Annotated in this window: 22 protein-coding genes; 16 read left to right on the plus strand and 6 right to left on the minus strand. The window is 46.2% G+C overall.

The genetic code is table 11. The features are described from left to right. The first annotated feature begins 38 nt into the window (after nt 1-38). The 12 genes from hisH (at nt 39) to DBY95_RS09425 (ending at nt 8,295) form a co-directional block, all read left to right on the plus strand. Nucleotides 39-683 (plus strand): imidazole glycerol phosphate synthase subunit HisH, encoded by a 645-nt coding sequence (gene hisH / locus DBY95_RS09370; RefSeq protein WP_107724134.1) that lies wholly within the window; start codon nt 39-41, stop codon nt 681-683. A gap of 73 nt (nt 684-756) precedes the next feature. Next, nucleotides 757-1,494, plus strand: coding sequence for a 1-(5-phosphoribosyl)-5-[(5-phosphoribosylamino)methylideneamino]imidazole-4-carboxamide isomerase (gene hisA, locus DBY95_RS09375; RefSeq protein ID WP_107724135.1), 738 nt, complete (start codon nt 757-759; stop codon nt 1,492-1,494). Nucleotides 1,495-1,658: 164 nt separating this feature from the next. Continuing rightward, nucleotides 1,659-1,976, plus strand: a complete 318-nt coding sequence (locus DBY95_RS09380; RefSeq protein ID WP_049331168.1) for a hypothetical protein — start codon at nt 1,659-1,661, stop codon at nt 1,974-1,976. A gap of 40 nt (nt 1,977-2,016) precedes the next feature. Then, nucleotides 2,017-2,784: an imidazole glycerol phosphate synthase subunit HisF gene (hisF, locus tag DBY95_RS09385; RefSeq protein WP_003748652.1), complete on the plus strand. Its 768-nt coding sequence runs from the start codon at nt 2,017-2,019 to the stop codon at nt 2,782-2,784. A gap of 44 nt (nt 2,785-2,828) precedes the next feature. Continuing rightward, a complete protein-coding gene (gene hisI / locus DBY95_RS09390) occupies nt 2,829-3,236 on the plus strand; it encodes a phosphoribosyl-AMP cyclohydrolase (protein ID WP_070646206.1) in 408 nt (135 codons plus the stop codon). A gap of 32 nt (nt 3,237-3,268) precedes the next feature. Beyond that, complete coding sequence (locus DBY95_RS09395) at nt 3,269-3,592, plus strand: phosphoribosyl-ATP diphosphatase (RefSeq protein ID WP_003679440.1); 324 nt, start codon at nt 3,269-3,271, stop codon at nt 3,590-3,592. Between the two features lie 118 nt (nt 3,593-3,710). Continuing rightward, nucleotides 3,711-4,034, plus strand: coding sequence for a histidine triad nucleotide-binding protein (locus DBY95_RS09400; protein WP_049329536.1), 324 nt, complete (start codon nt 3,711-3,713; stop codon nt 4,032-4,034). Between the two features lie 41 nt (nt 4,035-4,075). Further along, entirely contained in the window at nt 4,076-4,279 is a 204-nt protein-coding gene (gene tatA, locus DBY95_RS09405) for a Sec-independent protein translocase subunit TatA (protein WP_003679438.1), read from the plus strand. A 3-nt stretch (nt 4,280-4,282) separates the two neighbouring features. Beyond that, nucleotides 4,283-4,951, plus strand: a complete 669-nt coding sequence (gene tatB / locus DBY95_RS09410) for a Sec-independent protein translocase protein TatB (RefSeq protein ID WP_107724136.1) — start codon at nt 4,283-4,285, stop codon at nt 4,949-4,951. A 15-nt stretch (nt 4,952-4,966) separates the two neighbouring features. Beyond that, complete coding sequence (tatC, locus tag DBY95_RS09415; RefSeq protein ID WP_039862097.1) at nt 4,967-5,743, plus strand: twin-arginine translocase subunit TatC; 777 nt, start codon at nt 4,967-4,969, stop codon at nt 5,741-5,743. A 557-nt stretch (nt 5,744-6,300) separates the two neighbouring features. Next, on the plus strand, nt 6,301-7,686 hold the full coding sequence (locus DBY95_RS09420) for a GntP family permease (RefSeq protein ID WP_107724137.1): 1,386 nt from the start codon (nt 6,301-6,303) through the stop codon (nt 7,684-7,686). A 90-nt stretch (nt 7,687-7,776) separates the two neighbouring features. Beyond that, nucleotides 7,777-8,295: a gluconokinase, GntK/IdnK-type gene (locus tag DBY95_RS09425; RefSeq protein ID WP_107724138.1), complete on the plus strand. Its 519-nt coding sequence runs from the start codon at nt 7,777-7,779 to the stop codon at nt 8,293-8,295. 59 nt (nt 8,296-8,354) lie between these two features. On the opposite strand, the gene dtd is transcribed toward DBY95_RS09425, so the two are convergent. The 6 genes from dtd to DBY95_RS09455 all read right to left on the minus strand — a co-directional run bounded on the left by dtd (nt 8,355) and on the right by DBY95_RS09455 (nt 11,740). Further along, complete coding sequence (dtd, locus tag DBY95_RS09430) at nt 8,355-8,816, minus strand: D-aminoacyl-tRNA deacylase (RefSeq protein ID WP_049331178.1); 462 nt, start codon at nt 8,814-8,816, stop codon at nt 8,355-8,357. A 98-nt stretch (nt 8,817-8,914) separates the two neighbouring features. Further along, a complete protein-coding gene (locus DBY95_RS09435) occupies nt 8,915-9,679 on the minus strand; it encodes a peptidyl-prolyl cis-trans isomerase (protein WP_107724139.1) in 765 nt (254 codons plus the stop codon). A gap of 44 nt (nt 9,680-9,723) precedes the next feature. Beyond that, on the minus strand, nt 9,724-10,596 hold the full coding sequence (locus tag DBY95_RS09440) for a peptidylprolyl isomerase (RefSeq protein ID WP_107724140.1): 873 nt from the start codon (nt 10,594-10,596) through the stop codon (nt 9,724-9,726). Between the two features lie 51 nt (nt 10,597-10,647). Further along, on the minus strand, nt 10,648-10,920 hold the full coding sequence (locus DBY95_RS09445; protein ID WP_063069205.1) for a BolA family protein: 273 nt from the start codon (nt 10,918-10,920) through the stop codon (nt 10,648-10,650). Then, nucleotides 10,917-11,207, minus strand: coding sequence for a YciI family protein (locus DBY95_RS09450; RefSeq protein WP_063069206.1), 291 nt, complete (start codon nt 11,205-11,207; stop codon nt 10,917-10,919). The genes DBY95_RS09445 and DBY95_RS09450 overlap by 4 nt, the downstream gene beginning before the upstream one ends. Beyond that, a complete protein-coding gene (locus DBY95_RS09455) occupies nt 11,207-11,740 on the minus strand; it encodes a septation protein A (protein WP_107724141.1) in 534 nt (177 codons plus the stop codon). Before DBY95_RS09455 ends, DBY95_RS09450 begins: the two co-directional genes overlap by 1 nt. 353 nt (nt 11,741-12,093) lie before the next feature. Here DBY95_RS09455 and DBY95_RS09460 point away from each other — a divergent pair, with 353 nt between their 5' ends. The 4 genes from DBY95_RS09460 to DBY95_RS09475 all read left to right on the plus strand — a co-directional run bounded on the left by DBY95_RS09460 (nt 12,094) and on the right by DBY95_RS09475 (nt 19,290). After that, the gene (locus DBY95_RS09460; RefSeq protein ID WP_107724142.1) at nt 12,094-14,079 is read left to right on the plus strand and encodes a FimV/HubP family polar landmark protein; all 1,986 of its coding nucleotides are present in this window, start codon (nt 12,094-12,096) and stop codon (nt 14,077-14,079) included. Between the two features lie 227 nt (nt 14,080-14,306). Continuing rightward, on the plus strand, nt 14,307-15,152 hold the full coding sequence (truA, locus tag DBY95_RS09465) for a tRNA pseudouridine(38-40) synthase TruA (protein ID WP_107724143.1): 846 nt from the start codon (nt 14,307-14,309) through the stop codon (nt 15,150-15,152). A 313-nt stretch (nt 15,153-15,465) separates the two neighbouring features. Continuing rightward, nucleotides 15,466-16,527 carry a trimeric porin PorB gene (gene porB, locus DBY95_RS09470; protein ID WP_107724144.1) on the plus strand — a complete coding sequence of 354 codons (1,062 nt, stop codon included), beginning with the start codon at nt 15,466-15,468 and terminating at the stop codon, nt 16,525-16,527. 468 nt (nt 16,528-16,995) lie between these two features. Further along, nucleotides 16,996-19,290 carry a NosR/NirI family protein gene (locus tag DBY95_RS09475; protein WP_199903878.1) on the plus strand — a complete coding sequence of 765 codons (2,295 nt, stop codon included), beginning with the start codon at nt 16,996-16,998 and terminating at the stop codon, nt 19,288-19,290. Nucleotides 19,291-19,332 lie beyond the last annotated feature (42 nt).

Consider the following 19,332-nt stretch of genomic DNA (forward strand, 5'->3'; position numbering starts at 1 on the left):
TAATCATTAAATGTTTTCAGACGGCCTGAGGAGAAGCAATGAAAGTAGCGATTGTCGATTATGGAATGGGAAACCTACACTCAGTATTGAAATCTGTTCAGGCGGCGCAGGTTTTGTCCAATCAAAATGCCGAAATTTATCTGACTTCGCGGCCCGAAGAAGTGATGGCGGCGGATAAGGTTATCTTTCCGGGGCAGGGCGCCATGCCGGATTGTATGTCGGCGCTGAAGGCCAGCGGTTTGGGCGAGGCTGTTTCAGACGGCCTGAAAAATAAGCCGTTTTTTGGAATTTGCGTAGGTGCGCAATTATTGTTTGAACACAGCGAAGAAGGCGATACAGATGGTTTGGGCTGGTTTGAAGGGCAAGTCAAACGGTTTTTGCTCAATCAAACCGATGAGCAAGGAGGCCGTCTGAAAGTGCCGCATATGGGGTGGAATACAGTGCGCCAAATCCGTCCGCACCCTTTATTTCAAGACATTGGGCAGAACGAGTATTTTTATTTTGTTCACAGCTATTATTTTGCACCGAAAAATGAAGAGATTGTTTTAGGCGTCAGCGAATATCCGAATGAATTTGCCTGCATTGTCGGTAAGGACAATGTGTTTGCCACACAGTTCCACACGGAGAAAAGCCATCAGGCAGGATTGCTGCTGCTGCGTAATTTTTTAAATTGGCAGATTTGAGGTTTTTAACATAAATCTGCTAAAAATCGCTAATTTGTGTAAAATATACTGAAATTGAATAGAGGAGAAAAAAATGCTGTTGATACCTGCCATTGATTTGAAAGAAGGACGCTGTGTTCGTTTAAAACAAGGCTTGATGGAGCAGGCGACGGTATTTTCCGATTCGCCGGCAGAGATGGCTTCGCATTGGCGCAATCAAGGCGCACGCCGTTTGCATTTGGTTGATTTAAACGGCGCATTTGCAGGCGTTCCTCAAAATTTTCCGGCGATTAAAGAGATTTTGGCCGCCGTGGCTAAAGATATTCCGGTACAGCTTGGCGGCGGTATCCGTGATTTGGGAACCATTGAAAAATATTTGGATTTGGGGCTGACCGATGTGATTATCGGTACGGCCGCGGTAAAAAATCCTGAATTTGTGCGCGAAGCATGTAAGGCATTTCCGGGTCAGATTATCGTCGGCTTGGATGCCAAAGACGGTATGGTGGCGATAGACGGTTGGGCAACGGTAACGGAGCATCATGTCGTCGATTTGGCCAAGCGTTTTGAAGACGATGGTGTCAACAGCATTATTTATACCGATATCGGCCGCGACGGCATGATGAGCGGCGTGAATATCGAGGCTACCGTTAAATTGGCTCAATCAGTGAATATTCCGATTATCGCTTCCGGCGGCTTGACGAATTTGGATGATATCCGCGCATTGTGTGCCGTTGAAAAAGAGGGTGTGAGCGGTGCGATTACCGGCCGCGCAATTTATGAGGGAAGTATTGATTTCGCACAGGCACAAAAACTGGCCGATTCTTTGGCTTAAGTGTGTCGGATTATGCGGATAAGACCTTTCAGGCCATTAAAACGCAGCGGCTGACGCAGCACACAAAAATGCACTCAAAGGGATTGCCTGTATAGGTTATGGGTTTATATCTATTTGAAATAATCATAAAAATAACCTAATCGATATTTTATTAAGGGATTAATATGCTTGAAGCGTTTGTTTTGGGTTTTTGGATTATCTGGTCATCCGACCGCGAAGTGTATCCGCTAAGCGAAAGTTTGTGGTTTACACTGATTGCTGTGATATTGCGGCAGCTGACGGCGTTTGATTTGCCGATTATCGATACCTATTGGATGATTTTCAATGGGATAGTGTGGGCATTTGCCGGTTTGATTTTTTCCATCGTCGGCCGTATCGACAGCAATTTCATTATTTCCTGTGTTTTGGCGATGATAGCCGGCATTGGTTATTTTCAGCTGTTGCAACATTTGCCGGATTGGTTGAGCAAATTTTTGGCCTGACGGTTTCAGACGGCCTGATAACGGATAAGAGGTATTGGGTATGGCATTGGCAAAACGAATTATTCCTTGTCTGGATGTAAAAGACGGTCGCGTGGTAAAAGGTGTCAACTTTTTGGGTCTGCGCGATGCGGGCAATCCGGTTGATGTTGCCAAACGCTACAACGATGAAGGCGCGGATGAGTTGACCTTTTTGGACATCACTGCTTCCAGCGATAATCGCGACACTATTTTGCACGTTATTGAGGCAGTCGCATCACAAGTTTTTATTCCATTAACCGTCGGCGGTGGCGTGCGCACGGTTGCCGATATCCGTCGTCTGCTTAATGCCGGTGCCGATAAGGCCAGCATCAATACGGCCGCTGTAACCAATCCTGATTTGGTAAATGAAGCGGCCGGTTTTTTTGGTTCGCAAGCAATTGTCGTTGCCGTGGATGCCAAAGCGGTCAACCCTGAAAACACCCGTTGGGAAATCTTTACCCACGGCGGACGTAATCCGACCGGTTTGGACGCGGTGGAATGGGCTGTCGAAATGCAGCGGCGCGGTGCGGGCGAGATTTTGCTGACCAGTATGGACCGGGACGGTACCAAGCAAGGTTTCAACCTGCCTCTGACTCGCGCGGTCAGCGAAGCGGTCGATATTCCGGTCATTGCTTCCGGCGGTGTCGGTTCGGTCCAGCATTTGGTGGACGGCATTAAAGAAGGAAAAGCAGATGCGGTATTGGCCGCCAGTATTTTCCACTTTGGCGAAGCGAGTATCCGCGAAGCGAAACTGGCCATGCGTGAAGCAGGAATTGAAGTGCGTTTGTGATTGCTACCCAAAGGCCGTCTGAAAAATATGGGAGAAAGACGCACATGTCGAATATAAACGAAACGTTGCTGAATGCCGTAAAATTTGATGAGAAAGGTTTGGTTTGCGCGATTGCCCAAGATTGGCAGACACGCCGTGTGCTGATGGTTGCCTGGATGAACGCCGAAGCCCTGCAAAAAACCGTAGAAACCGGTTTTGCCCACTATTACAGCCGTTCCCGCCAAAAACAATGGATGAAGGGCGAAGAGTCCGGACATACGCAAAAAGTACACGAATTGCGCCTGGATTGCGATGGCGACGCAGTGGTCATGCTGATTGAACAAAACGGTGGCATTGCCTGTCATACTGGGCGCGAAAGCTGTTTTTACAAAGTTTGGCAAGAGGGCGCATGGCAGGCAGTCGATGCCGTGTTGAAAGACGAAGAGGCGATTTACGGACATAAACATCCTTAAGGCCGTCTGAAAGAAAATAAGAGAAACCGACCATGACCGATACTATCCTTACCCAAATTCAAAACGTCATCGATTCGCGCAAAGGCGGCGATCCCGATGCTTCTTATGTCGCCCAACTGCTACACAAAGGCGAAGACAAGATTTTGAAAAAAGTCATCGAGGAAGCGGGTGAAACCTTGATGGCCTCTAAAGATGGCGGTGGCGAACATTTGGTTTACGAAGTGGCGGATTTATGGTTTCATACCATGGTTTTATTGGCGCATCACGGATTGCGCGCCGAAGATGTAGTAAACGAGCTTGCGCGCCGTCAAGGTTTGTCGGGATTAGTGGAAAAAGCTTCTCGCAAAGAATCTTGAATTTATATTACAATCCCGTATTTGACCTGTTTCAGAATCCGTCTCTTGGGGCAAAAACGATTTCACTTTTTGGGTTGAAACCCGTTACGCCCGTTTTCAGACGGCCATTGGAGCCATTATGGATAATTGTATTTTCTGCAAAATCGCAACCAAAGATATTCCGGCACAAACCGTTTACGAAGACGATGAGATGCTTTGTTTCAAAGATATCCGTCCTGCCGCGCCGGTGCATCTGCTGCTGATTCCGAAAGTGCACTTCGATTCACTGGCACACGCAACTGCCGAACATCAAACCCTGTTGGGCAAAATGATGTTGAAAGTTCCTCAAATCGCCCATGAGGCAGGTTTGACCGACGGTTTCAAAACCCTGATCAACACAGGCAAAGGCGGCGGACAAGAAGTCTTCCACCTGCATATCCATATCATGGGTACGCCCGCATAATTATTATCTCTTTTTAAATTAAACAAATTCAAGGATTTATCATGGGTAGCTTCTCTCTTTGGCACTGGATTATCGTACTGATTATCGTCGTTTTGGTATTCGGTACCAAAAAATTGCGCAACGTCGGCAAAGACCTCGGCGGTGCAGTGCATGACTTCAAACAAGGCCTGAACGAAGGTACAGACGGTAAAGATGCCAAAAAAGACGAAGTCATCGAACACAAAAAAGACGAAGACAAAGCATAATCCATGTTTGATTTCGGTTTGGGCGAATTGCTGCTGGTCGGCGTTGTCGCCCTAATAGTGCTGGGTCCAGAACGTCTGCCGCAAGCCGCGCGCACGGCCGGGCGTTTGGTCGGCAAATTGCAAGGCTTCGTCAACAACGTCAAGCAGGAGCTCAATACTCAGGCTGAGTTGGACGAATTGCGCAAGGTGAAGCAGGAATTTGAAGCCGCCGCTTCGGAGTTTCGCGACGGTATCAAAGACTTAGGCGATGATGCACAAAAAAATCTGAATGATATTTCAGATGGCCTCAAGCCTTGGGAGCGCCTGCCCGAACAAAAAACGCCAGCTGATTTTGGCGTGGACGAGTTCGGTAATCCTCTGCCTGATTTGGCTTCAAGCAGCACTGAAAATGAAAGTGCGGCCCAAGTTCCTGAAGAGGGTGGAGCAGCGCAAACTCAAGAGCCTGTCGGGGCTGAAAATGCCGAGTCCGAGCAAGACCGCGCTTGGCGTGAGTATTTGACGGCTTCAGTTTCACCTGCTCCTGCTCCTGCGGTTGAAGTCAGCTATATCGAATCTCCTGTTGCCGATGTTCCTCCGCTGCATACGACTTCTTTGCGTAAGCAGGCGATGAGCCGCAAACGCGATATGCGCCCGAAATTCTACGCCAAGCCCAAACTGCGCGTCCGTAAGTAAAAAGTGAGTCAACCGGTGTCCGAACCTCAACACGAACAACCCGTCCAACCGCTTATCGAGCATCTTCTCGAGCTGCGTCGCCGCATGATGTGGATCGTCATCGGTATCGTCGTCTGCTTTTTGGGCATGATGCCGTTTGCCCAGCAGCTCTATACCTTTGTTGCCGAGCCATTAATGGCCAATCTGCCTAAAGATACCAGCATGATTGCAACTGATGTGATTGCGCCGTTTTTTGTGCCGGTCAAGGTTACCCTGATGGCGGCATTTCTGCTGTCGTTGCCGCACACGCTGTATCAAGTCTGGGCATTTGTCGCTCCTGCCTTATACCAAAACGAAAAGCGTTTGATTACGCCGCTGGTGTTGTCCAGCGTAACGCTTTTCTTCGTTGGTATGGCGTTTGCCTATTTTCTGGTGTTTCCCGTTATTTTCAAATTCTTGGCCGGTGTAACCCCTGTCGGCGTCAATATGGCGACCGATATCGACAAATACCTGTCCTTTATTTTGGGCATGTTTGTCGCATTTGGTACGACGTTTGAAGTGCCCGTTGTTGTGGTGTTGCTTGCAAAAATGGGCATTGTTTCGACCGCTCAGCTTAAGAACGCCCGTCCGTATGTTATAGTGGGTGCGTTTATCGTGGCCGCAATCATCACGCCGCCTGACGTAATTTCCCAAACCCTGCTTGCCGTTCCGCTGATTCTGCTCTACGAAGCTGGTATTTGGTTCAGCCGTTTTGCCAAAGCGAAAACGCAGCAGGAAGATGAGGATACACCGCAACCACCGGCAGAAGTTTAAGAATCAAGGCCGTCTGAAGAATTTTTCAGACGGCCTTTGTATCATGGCACTTTCAGTTTTTAAGAAAAAGCATGATGAATGTTCGGGGAATCGTAAAACATTACTGTCCAGATTCTTTTGATTCGGCTAAAATTTTTGACCGAGGATTTTGCCGAAATCGAAGCAGTAATGCGTAACAGTCCCTCATGCCTCAATGGGCTGGATTTTAATACCAAACTGCCGGAATTACGTTTGGGAAATGGGGTGATTTTTACCAAGGCATAAGCCGAAAATACTTGATTTTAGGTAATTGAAAAAATATTCGTTTCTATTTTATCGAGAAGAATGATGTCAGGCCGTCTAAAAATTAACTACGTTTCAGACGGCCTTTTTGTCACCCTTGTTTTTCGTTGTAATCCTTATTTATCAAGCATCTTACAAAAAGGGTTTTGAAAAAGAGAAGTTTATATTTTGACTAAATCCAGCCGTATGAATCCATAGTGAAATGTGTTATCTTATCTACGTGTGTTAAGAAACATTAATAAGTTTGTATTTTTCTTACAGAGAAAGGCTTCAAAATGGATGGATGGACTCAAACGCTGAGTGCCGGTACTTTGCTCGGTATTGCCGCAGCAGCGATTTTGCTGATCTTGATTTTGATTGTAAAACTGCGCGTTCATGCCTTGCTGACGTTGGTATTGGTCAGCCTGCTGACTGCCATCGTAACAGGTCTGCCTATGGGCAGCATTGTTAATGATGTATTGGTCAAAAACTTCGGCGGTACGCTCGGCAGCGTGGCGTTGTTGGTCGGTTTGGGCGCAATGCTCGGCCGTTTGGTGGAAACTTCCGGCGGTGCCCAGTCTTTGGCGGATGCGCTGATTCGGATTTTCGGTGAGAATCGTGCGCCATTTGCTTTAGGCGTAGCTTCTTTGATTTTCGGTTTTCCGATTTTCTTTGATGCCGGTTTGGTGGTGATGTTGCCGATTGTGTTTGCAACGGCACGCCGCATGAAGCAAACTGTTTTGCCCTATGCGTTGGCATCTATTGGCGCATTTTCCGTCATGCACGTTTTCCTGCCGCCTCATCCCGGCCCGATTGCCGCTTCTGAATTTTATGGCGCAAATATTGGTCAACTGCTGATTTTGGGTTTGCCTGTTACCTTGATTACTTGGTATTTCAGCGGCTATTTATTGGGTAAGATTTTGGGCCGCAGCATCCATGTGCCCGTTCCTGATCTGCTCAGCGGCGGTACGCAAGATAACGACCAACCGAAAGCGTCTGCAAAGGCATCTACCGTCGTCGGTATTATGCTGATTCCTATGCTGTTGATTTTCTTGAATACCGGTTTATCTACTTTGATCAGCGAGAAAATGGTCAGTGCGGATGAGGGCTGGGTGCAGTTTGCCCGAATGCTCGGTTCGACCCCGATTGCTTTGCTGATTTCTGTTTTGGTAGCCCTGTATGTATTGGGTAGCAAACGTGGCGAAAAAGCCAGTGCATTGGAGAAAACCATCGATGGCGCATTGGGCCCGGTTTGTTCGGTCATTTTGATTACCGGTGCAGGCGGTATGTTCGGCGGCGTGTTGCGTGCCTCCGGTATCGGTAAGGCTTTGGCAGACAGTATGGCAGACTTAGGTATTCCTGTTTTACTGGGTTGTTTCTTGGTGGCTTTGGCTTTGCGTATTGCGCAAGGTTCTGCGACCGTTGCATTGACTACCGCTGCCGCGTTAATGGCACCGGCCGTTGCGGCGGCAGGTTTCAGCGATTGGCAGATTACTTGCGTAGTCTTGGCTACGGCGGCAGGTTCCGTTGGTTGCAGCCACTTTAACGACTCCGGCTTCTGGCTTGTCGGCCGTCTGTTGAATATGGATGTGCCGACGACCTTGAAGACATGGACGGTCAACCAAACACTTATCGCACTCATCGGTTTTGCTTTATCGTCAGTGTTGTTTGTTTTGGTTTAATCGGAAGAATGGGTGGATAGTGTTTTTGAGATAACACAATCCGCCCGTTTTTAAATACCGTTAAAATCTAGATAAACAAGGAGTAGAAAAATGACGACACATTTTGTCATGATGGGCGTGTGCGGTTGCGGTAAAACTACTGCCGCGCTGTCTTTGCAAAAACATCTCAACCAATGTCCGTATGCCGAAGGCGATGATTTCCATACACAAGCCAATCGCGACAAGATGGGTGCCGGTATTCCGTTGACGGATGAAGACCGCTATCCATGGCTGGGCAATTTGCGTGACTGGATGACGGAGCAGGCAAAAAACGGGGAAAAATATTCTATCGTTACTTGTTCCGCACTCAAGCATCACTATCGCGATATTCTGCGTGGTGCGGAAGGGAAGGTGGCTTTTATTCATCTGACTCCGCCTCAAACAATCAATCTTGAACGTATGCTGTCGCGTCAAGGGCATTATATGAAAGCCGGTATGCTGGATTCGCAGCTAGAGATTTTGGAAGAGCTGGGTACTGATGAGTACGGTGTCAAAATCGACAATCCGGGTTCGCCTGAAGCCGTTGAGGCAGATATTGTGAACTGGGTGAAAGCGCAAGGCTTGATTTAGTAATGATCAGAAATGGAAAGGCCGTCTGAAAGATTTCAGACGGCCTTTTTCGATGGGATTTAGAATGTTTTTTGCGAGTCAAGCAATAAGGTAACCGGCCCGTCATTGCAAAGAGAAACCTGCATATGGGTTTGGAATCTGCCGGTTTCGACAGTCAATCCATGTTCGCGTAGAAGTTGTGCGGTGTATTGATAAAGCTTATCGGCTTGTTCTGCGGGCGCGGCATTGGAGAAAGATGGGCGGCGGCCGCTGCGCGCATCGGCGTAAAGGGTAAACTGGGAAACCAGCAATATCGAGCCGCCGACATCTTTGAGCGATAAATTTAATTTGCCGTTTTCATCTTCAAAGATACGCAGGTTGGCGGTTTTATCCGCAATGTATTTGGCGTCCGCTTCTGTATCGGTATGTGTAACGCCGAGCAATATCATAAATCCGTTGTTGATTTCGCCGCAGGTTTCTCGGGAATCTTCGGACAAAACGTCAACTTTGGCTTGGGTAACTTTTTGGATAACGGCGCGCATGATGTTTTTGAATAAAAGAAGTTTGTAAAAAAGGGCGTAAAAGACACGCCCTTTGGGTTGGAGTATGGTTTCAGACGGCCTGAAACCATTGAATCAATTTATGGATTAATGCCGTTTTCTTTTAAGATACGTTCGATCTGATTCTCGACTTTTTGTCGTTTAACGGCTTGGGCAAGCTGATTGCGTACCAGTTCGAAAGGTTTGGCTTTAGGATCGCGTTCTACTGCACTGAGTTTAAACAGGTAAAAACGGTTTCCTATTACAACCGGTTCATGCGTTACATCGCCTCGGTTCATGTCGGCAAAAGCAACGGCCAGTTGAGGAGGAAGCTGCTGTGGAGAGATGAAGCCATCGAACTCTTGTTCGGGGTTGGGATAGCGTTTCATCAGTTCTTCAAATGATAAGCCTTTGAGCAGCAGTTCTTGCGCTGCGCGTACTTCGTCGGCTGAAGCAAAGCTGACTTGTTGCAGCTTGATAATGCGTGTTTGCTGGTCGTAGAAACGGCGCAACTCGGCATCGTCAACCACAGTTTGACGTTCTAGATAAGCAGCGTATTGGTTAGCATAGAACTCAGCTTCAACGTTTTTGAATTGATTCTGTACTTCCGCATCTTTGTCCAAACCAGCTTTGAAGGCTTCATTTTTCAAGATTTCCAAAGTCTGCAAGCGTGTAACCACATCTTTGCGGATTGCCTGACCATCGGGTTTGGCAGTTTGGTTGGGATGCTGGTCGGCCTGTCTCAATACTTCGGCAACCATGCTGTCGATGCGGGCGGGATCGGTATCAGGTGCTTTGGCGGTTGCCAAACCGATCGTCGACAGGGCGAGGATAGCCAAAACGGCAGTTTTGGGCTTGATGTTCATGTGAGTTCCTTATTGCCCGCCGCTATCACGGCGGGCACGTTATATTATTTGTTGACTTTGATGCTGGCTTTTTTCAGCAATGATTGAATGGCCGCATCAACACGGGCTGCCTGTAAGTCGCTGCCAATCTCGTTTTTAGCGGCTTCGTAAGAAGGTACGGTAACGTTGCGACGGTCATTGACGTAGAAAACGGCGTACAGATTACCGTTTTGTAGCGGCGTTTTAGTGTACGCGCCTTTTTTCAGGTCTTTGACGGCTGCATAAAGCGGAGGTGCTGATTCTTGCAAATCTTTGAGCGGAACATAAGCTTTAGGGATACCGCCGGCTTTTTTGGCTGCTTCATCAATTGAGTATTGGTTCAATACCGAAACAAAGCTTTTTTTCGCGTCCAAATCGGCAATGGCTTTTTGGGCATTGCTGCTGCTGTCGGTTAAGATTTCGCCCAGTTGGACTTCCTGAGTACCTTTATAGAAGTTGCTGAAGTCGTTGTAAGCGGCTTTGACGTCTTTTTCTTGGACAGGATATTGACGGACGATATGTGCCGCGAACGCTTGGCCTAACAAATCATTTTCGAAAACTGCCCATTCGGTTTTGAATGTGGCTTTTTTATCTGCACCTTGCTTGGCGGCATCGGCACGCGCTTGCTCCAATGCAGCTTTGAATTCAGCGCTTTGATCCAGTTTTAATTTTTTAGCTTCTTGGGTAACCACAGTGCTGATAACTTGGCGTTCAGTCAGCATTTGACGCAATTCGGGAGTGTCTTGAACGTTCGGGTTGCTGGCGCGTATGGAAGCAACTTGGTCATCGATAACACTGCTGTCGATGGCTTGACCGTTGACGGTAACCAAAGCTTGGGCAAACAGGGTGCCGGAAGTCAGGGCAAGCATCAAGGCTGAAGCAAAGTAGGTTTTTTTCATCGTATTTCTCTTTTAAATTAATGATTGGAAATCAAAGTTTGGGCGGTAATCTTAATGGAAGTATTCGTCCGGCGTGGCCGCTTTGATACTGAGTGCATGAATCAGGCCGTCTGAAAACAAGTCTTGCAAAAGCTGCTTAATCATACGTTGCCGCTGGAGGCGGCCAATGTTTTCAAATACGTTGCTGACCACCACTATAGCGTAATGCCCACCGCCTTTATTGCCGACATGGCCGGCGTGCAGATGGCTTTCATCTTCAAAATCGAAGAACTCAGGCTCAAGCGCCTGCAGGCGTTCTTCAATCATTTGACGCATATTGCTCATTTGAACACGGCTTTAAAGGGTTTGATCAAGACTTCGGCGTATACGCCGGCATCGACGTAAGGGTCTTGTTCGGCCCATTCTTGTGCGGCGTCTAAAGACTCAAATTGAGCCACAATCAGGCTGCCGGAGACGCGTTCCGGATTATCCGGCAGGGGATTGGGGCCGGCAGTCAGCAGACGGCCTTGCGCTTTCAATTCTTCTAAGCGTGCCAAATGAGCAGGGCGGGCTCCCATGCGTGCTTCGTGGACATCTTCGGCATCAGTGGCCAAAAGCATGAAATATTCCATTATTGATCCTCCTTAGGCTGGAAACGCATCAGATACATACCCTGTGCGATAGAAAAAATGATTGTAAAACCCAATGTGCCGAACAGTTTGTAATTGACCCATTGGTCTGGAAAATACGTAAAGACAAAGAGGTTGGCCGCACCCATAAAAATTAGGAAGCCAATCCATGCGTAAGTCAGGCGTGTCCATACAAAATCAGGGAGCTGCATTTCTTTGCCCATGACGGCTTTAAGCCCGTTTTTACCGGCAAGATGGCTGAACAGCATGACGATCGCGCCGATCCAAAACAGAACGGTCGGTTTCCACATGATGAAGCGGTTGTCTTTCAGTAAAATCGTTGCACCGCCAAAAAAGACAATCAAAATCAGGCTGACCCATTGCATGGTGTCCAGTTTGCGGTGTTTCCAAAAGGTCAGCGCAGCTTGGGCAATGCCGACGATAACCGCAACAGTGGTTGCGGCAATCATGTCTTTGGTGATGATGTATGTAATGAAAAATAAGAATACGGCGAATAAGTCGCTCAAAACCTTCATATGTTAATGATGAAACTAATTGAGTAAATGCTAATCATACAGGGAGATGTGTTTTTTTGCACCTTTCCCTATGACTTTAATACCACATATATTCATATGAAATATTTGTTTTGGGTTGGCGAAATTTGTAAAAAAGAAACACAAGCATGCAAAAGTAATAGATTTGCTAAGGAATTTTAGGCTGAATAGCCTCTATTGCTTGGCAGGAATGGGTTAAAAATATATCATGACGTAATATCTAGTAAATATATGGTTAAATGCGCGCACATTGGTCAGTACCATAATTTCCGAACAGGGGATCAGTTTTGAAAAAACATCACAATATTAAATTAATTACAGCTTCTATCGCTTTAATGACATCGCTCAGTGCCTCTGCAGGTTTGGGCGGCTTGAATGTTCAATCTCATTTGGGTGAGCCTTTTACAGGCAGTATCACTGTGACTGGCGAGGAAGCTCAGGCTCTGCTTAATGGCGGCAAGGCCACTATTTCAAATGGCAATTTGCGCGCGGCGGTACGCAAATCAGGCGATAAAGCAGTCGTTACCATTCGTTCCTATAAAGCCATCAAAGATCCTGTTTTGGTTTTCCAAGTAGGTGTTGGCGCGCAATCGCGTGAATACACCGCTATTATCGATCCGGCCGGATATGATTCTAAAGATGCTGCATCTGTTCGTACCCGTCCGGCCACTGAATCTCAATCCTCCGAGCTGACACGCAATGCCCAACAGCCGGCCACTAAAAACAATAAAGCAGCAGGTAATCAGGCAACTCAAGCGCGTAAGGATGTGCAGCGTAAGGCTGAGAAAAAACAAGTTCAGACGGCCCCTGCTAAAAACGACACGGCTGCACGTTCAGGCAGGCAGCATTTGGTACGTACGGGTGAAACCCTGATTGCCATTGCGTCCAGTATCCGTCCGCAAGGTATGACCTTGGATCAAACCATCCAGGCTTTGGTAAATGCCAACCCGGATGTGTTTATCGATAATAATGCCAACCGTATGTTGGCAGGTAAGGTACTGAATATTCCAAACCGTAGCGAATTGCAACGCTTGGTTGCTTCTGCTCCTGTTAAAACCAATACTGCGACAGAAAAAGCCAATGAAACCGCCAATGCAACAGAAGCTAAAATAGAAAAACCTGTTGTTCAGCCTGAGGCTCAAACTGAAGCTCAGGTCAAAGATGCTGGCGTAAATACACAGCAACAGGAAGAAGTGAAACAAGCTTCAGCTGAACAAACAGAACAAGCAGCATCTGCGGCGGTTAATGAAAATGCCGCATCGACTGTTCCTACGTCCGATATTCAAGAAGCTATGGCTTCTGATGCTCAAGAGAACGTAGTGGCTTCTGAGCCTGTTGCAACCACTGGTTCTGTCGCAGAGCAAACAGAAAGCGAATCAGACGGCAATTTATGGAAATGGTTATTGGCAGGCGGTGCAGCCCTTATTGCTGCTTGGTTGTTGTTGAAAGCTGCCGGTAAACGTAAAGACGAGCCGGAAGCGGCACCTGTAAGCCGTAAGGATGAAGAGAAGGCTGTACAGAAAAATGTTGCCGCTTCAACTGCTGCGGTTGCTGCAACTAAAGTAACGCCGTCTGAAAAAACTCAAGACGGTCTGTTTATCGAAGACGATTTTGAAGATGATGTGGTTATCAATGAGGTAGAAGAATCTTCCAATATTGATGATGTCAAACTTGATTTGGGTAAGATTGACAATAGTCAGGCAGGTATTCTTTCAGGTGCAGTAACGCATGATGTTGAGACAGAGCAACGTCGTCATGCTGATTGGGACAATATCGAATCAACGGAAAGCGTGTACGAGCCTGAACCAGAAAATCCGTATCAGCCAGTATCTGTTGTTATGCCTGAACGTAAAGAAGAGCAGGCAAATACATTTGCTGAGTTTGATTTGGCGGCAGAGAAAAAGGTCTCCGAGTTAAGAAATGAAGAGCCACTTGAGTTTACGGTAGAAACCCCTGAAGCTTCAGGCGGCCATGCGTTGCCATTTGATGTCAAGCAAGATCAAGACTTGCAAATTCAAGAAACCAAAGAAGAAGCAGAGAAAGAAGCAGCTGCTTCCGAGTTTGTGATTGAAGAAGGTGCATTGGAATGGGAAGCTGAAGATGTTTCAGTAGCCGCTGATCAAAGCAATAGTGAAAGAGGCTTTGTTTCAGAATCAGTCGGCATGACTGCACCGTTTGAAGCCAAATATGATTTGGCTAAGATGTATATCGAAATCGGTGATCCTGAAGCGGCTCGAGAAACATTGCAAGGGCTGATTGAGGAGGCTGAAGGCGATATTCTGCATAAAGCCCAAAAACTGATGAAAGAACTTGGCGCGTAAGTGCCAGTCAAATGTAGATGCCGTTTCAGACGGCATCTTTTTTATGGTAAATTAAAAAGCAAGATTTTGGCTGAGTCTATTATTGGTTGGGTAAGATTTCAGCTTTATATGATGGTTGAAGATGAAGGCCGTCTGAAATACAAAATGGAGGCGTGTGTTAATCACGCCTTTTTAATATTTGTTACTTGAGCGTAGGCAACAATATCAATTTACAAGAAGTATAAGAAATGACTGAACAAGTAAATACAACAGGGCATCTGGTGCAGCGCTGGGCTTTGACCCTCTCTTATGACGGTAGTCGTTTTTATGGTTGGCAAAAACAGGCTGGAGATTTGCCGACTGTTCAGACGGCCTTAGAGCAGGCGTTGTCTTCAATAGCAGAGGAGCAAATTAATACTATTGTTGCGGGAAGGACGGATACGGGTGTGCATGCAACTGCCCAGGTAGTGCATTTTGATACATCAGTAAATCGTCCGGAGCAAGCATGGGTGCGGGGGGTCAATGCACATTTGCCTGATGGTGTTGCTGTGTTGGTTGCGCAAAAAGTTGCACCTCATTTCCATGCCCGATTTGATGCTTATGGCCGTCATTATCGTTATTTATTGGAATCCTCACCGGTTCGTTCTCCATTATTGGTTGGTAGAGTAGGGTGGACGCATTTGAAATTAGATTTAAATCTGATGAGGCAGGCTGCTGCCTTATTGGAGGGGGAGCATGACTTTTCTAGCTTTCGAGCAGCTGAATGTCAGGCGAAATCTCCTGTAAAGACACTATATAGTACAAGTATTAGTGGAACTGCTCGCTATCTGTGCCTTGATTTGCATGGAAATGCATTCTTACATCATATGGTACGCAATATTATGGGAGCATTGGTGTATGTGGGTAGTGGCAGAATCAGTGTGGATGAGTTTGAGTCAGTCTTTCATGCAAAAAGTAGATTGAAGGCTCCGCCAACTTTTATGTCAGATGGCCTGTATTTAACAGGTGTTGACTATCCTGATGAGTTTGGCGTGAAGAAACTATCGTTACCCGAGTGGATGAGCGTTCTAGGTAATGATTTTCAGACGGGCTAACTGCGGATTGTTGGTATAAAAGCAACAAAATAGCTGGATTGATGTGTAAATTAATAAAGTGTTGTAAAAATGCACAATTGGTTTTAAAAGAAATTTATCATTGATTTTAAATAATAAATTTCATTTTTTTAGGCTGTGTTTGCCTTTGCTGGGTTTCAAGGGTGGTGGGGGTGGATTGAATAAAGTTTGTTTTTTTAGAGAGGAGCAATTATAGTAACAGTCATGGAATCGCTGATTCCAGCGATAATGTAAGCCTAAGCGGATTGTCCGGTCTGCTTAAGTTATTTCTTCACAATAGAAAAGGAATACAGCAATGAAAAAATCTCTGATTGCTCTGACTTTGGCAGCTCTGCCTGTTGCAGCTATGGCTGATGTGACTCTGTACGGTCAAGTTAAAGCCGGCGTTGAAATTTCTAAAGTAAAAGTGGGTAAAGCTACTTCTAAAACTGCTACTGAGATTGCTGACTACGGTTCTCGCATCGGCTTCAAAGGCCACGAACATTTGGGTAGCAACTTGAATGCTATTTGGCAAGTTGAACAAAACACTTCTATCGCCGGTGGTGACTCTGGTTTTGCTAACCGTGAATCTTTCATCGGTTTGGAAGGTGGTTTCGGTAAAGTTCGTGCCGGTAACCTGAACACTGCTCTGAAAGACAGCAGTGACAGCTTCGACCCTTGGGAATCTGGTGCCGCTAACGCAGATGCTCTGCAACTGGGTAAAATTAAACGTGTAGATACTCGTAAAGTATCTGTACGTTACGACACTCCTGTATTTGGTGGTTTCAGTGCAAGCGTACAATACCAACCTCGCGACAATGCTAACCCTGGCGACAAATACACTCACACTGTGAAAAGCCGTGAATCTTACGATTTGGGCCTGAACTACGAAAACTCTGGCTTCTTCGGTCGTTATGCTGGTTCTTACGCTAAACGTGCTGACTTGGATGCTGGCTACTTGGATGCATTCAACAGCAACACTACTTTGGCTGCTGGTGCTTACAAAGATCACCAAGCACACCGTCTGACTGCTGGTTACGATGCTAACAACCTGATGGTTGCTGTTGTAGGTCAATACGAAGGCTTCAAAGCTGATGTAGCTGGTGCTAAGAAAAACGAACGTACTGAAGTTGGTGCGACTGCTGCTTACCGCTTCGGCAACGTAACTCCTCGTGTTTCTTACGCTCACGGCTTCAAAGCTAAAGAAGATGGCGTAAAACAAAAAAACAGCGCTTACAACCAAGTTATCGTTGGTGCTGACTACGACTTCTCTAAACGCACTTCTGCCCTGTTGTCTGCCGGCTGGTTGAAAGAAGGCAAAGGCGACTACAAATACGAGAAAACTGCTGGTACTGTTGGCCTGCGTCACAAATTCTAATCTGGCTTAAGATTAGTCTGAAAAAAGAGCCTGTTTTATACAGGCTCTTTTTGTTTTTGTAAGAAATGTATTTTGTCATTGCAGGGGTAGGTTAAAGTATTTTCGATATTCGTTTTCAGACGGTCTATGGAAATTTAAGTCAGGTTCTATTCTATTTAATATATGCTAAATGAAATTTCAGAAATTGTTTTGAGTATTATTATAAATAAGTTAATAATATAGGGATGATTCTTGGATTGAGTTGATTTTCCTATGTTTCATGCCTAATAATAAAAGGTTCATCTAATGTAGTTCTAAAGTATTATTAGTATGTAGAATCTGATTTTAAGATTTGTAAACTTGATTTTAATCAAATTATTGCTGATAGATGATTCATATAATATCAGTGTTTAGAGTATCGATATATCGGGAATAGCCATGTCCTGCCTTGAAGTAAAGTGTTTAAGTGGCATTTGGAAACGAATCCTTATGCTGTTCGCTGTATTTTTCATGATGATGGTAAGCCTGCCTGCTTACGCGGAACGCTTGCCTGATTTCTTGGCAAAAGTTCAGCCGTCTGAAATTTTCCCAGGTGCTGACCGCTACGGTAAGCCTGAAGGTAAGCCCTTGGTTGCTCGCGTGTACAAGGGCGAAGAGCAGCTTGGCTTGGTTTATATCACAACTGACGTAGTCAATACGCGCGGTTATTCGAGCAAACCGATCGATACGATGGTTGCATTGGCCAATGATGGCACTATTGCCGGCGCAAAATTGGTTGAGCACCATGAGCCGATTATGCTGATCGGTATCCCGCAATCCCGTGTCGATAAATTCATTGACAAATATATCGGCTTAAATTTTATTAAAAACCCGCCTCAACCAGGTGTTGCACCAGGAGATATTATTAGTGGTGCGACTGTAACCCTAATGGTCATCAATGACAGTATTCAGCGCTCTGTTAAAGCAGTAATCAATCAATATCATTTGGGTACAGATAAAGCAGTTCAAGCCGGTACGGCAGCTGCTTCCGGCGAGCAGTCTGCCGAACCTGCCGTTCAAACTCGTCCGCGTCGTGTTGCCAATCAAGACAAACAAGATATCCTGTCATGGAATGCGCTTTTGGAACAAAAAGCCGTCGGTCATCTGCATATTCCTATCGACGAAATCAATAAACTGTTTGAGAAAAGCGGTAAAGCAGGTGTGGCAGATCATGCGGAGCAGGGCGATGGTAATGATACATTTATTGATCTGTATGTTGCCTTGGTCAGCCAACCTTCCATCGGTAAAAGCCTTTTAGGTGAAGCCGGTTGGAACAACCTGCAAAAACGTTTGAAACCTGGCCAAGAAGCCGTGATGGTGGCCGGCGAGGGTCGCTATTCTTGGAAAGGTTCAGGTTATGTCCGCGGCGGTATCTTTGACCGTATTGAAATGATTCAAGGCGATACCAGCTTCCGCTTTACCGATGCGCAACATGAACGTGTAGTTGCTTTATCTGCCGAAGGTGCGCCTGCATTTAAAGAAGTTTCTTGGTTCACTATCCCCGAAGGTGTGGAATTTGATGGTGCTGAACCATGGCGTTTGCAATTGATGATTCAACGCGTATTGAGCGTAAATGATAAGGCATTTGTAACTGCCGATTTGGATTATGAATTGCCAAAAGGCTACTACGTTGACGATCCTAAAGCACCGCCGGTTGAAATTAGTGCACCGGTTGAGCCGGTGGCTGCGGCAGCCTCTGCTCCGGAGGAAAGTACAGGTATTGCAGAAGATGCAACGGCTGAGGAAGGCGTATCCAACCAACTTTGGAAACAGGTTTGGAAAGCCAAACAAGGTCAAATCGTGGTTGTCGGTATTGCTTTGACAATTCTTCTGTTGGTATTCCTGTTCCAAGATTGGATTGTCCGTTACGAAAAATGGTATGACCGATTCCGTCTTTGTTTCCTGACCTTTACGCTGTTTTATATCGGCTGGTATGCTCAGGCACAATTATCGGTAGTGAATACTTTGACGTTGTTCTCAGCTGTTTTGACTGAGTTCCACTGGGAATTTTTCCTGATGGATCCGCTAGTATTCATTCTGTGGCTCTTTACAGCGGCGACCATGCTGTTGTGGAACCGCGGTACATTCTGTGGATGGCTGTGCCCTTTCGGTGCATTGCAAGAGTTAACCAACCGTATCGCTAAAAAATTGGGTCTGAAACAGATTACAGTGCCACACTTGTTGCATACCCGTCTGAGTGCGATTAAATATGTAATTTTCTTCGCTTTGCTGGCAATTTCCCTGTACGATTTGGGTACGGCTGAAAAATTTGCTGAAATTGAGCCTTTCAAAACTGCAATTATTTTGAAATTCATGCGTGAATGGTGGTTTGTTCTGTTCGCCGCCGCTTTGCTGATTGCAGGCTTGTTCATCGAACGTTTCTTCTGCCGTTATCTGTGTCCTTTGGGTGCAGGTATTGCATTGCCGGGCCGCTTCCGTGTGTTTGATTGGCTGCGCCGTTATAAAATGTGCGGTAACCCATGCCAGATTTGTACACACGAATGCCCAGTACAGGCAATCGCACCTGAAGGCGACATTCATCCGAACGAATGTATCCAATGTCTGCATTGTCAGGTAATGTATCATCACGATACGCGTTGTCCTCAAGTAGTGGCAACGAATAAGAAAAAACAAAAACAAGCAGCGGCAAAAGCTGAACAGCATGATGCGGCAGCGACGCAAAATGCCCAAGAACAAGTCGTCCAGTTTGTTAAAAAAGAATCGGCAATCAGTGTCGACAAGTAGTAATTTATCAATAAAAAAAGAGGGCTGTATCGGCAGCCCGAC

The sequence above is a fragment of the Neisseria subflava genome (assembly GCF_003044935.1).
GTDB lineage: Bacteria > Pseudomonadota > Gammaproteobacteria > Burkholderiales > Neisseriaceae > Neisseria > Neisseria subflava_E.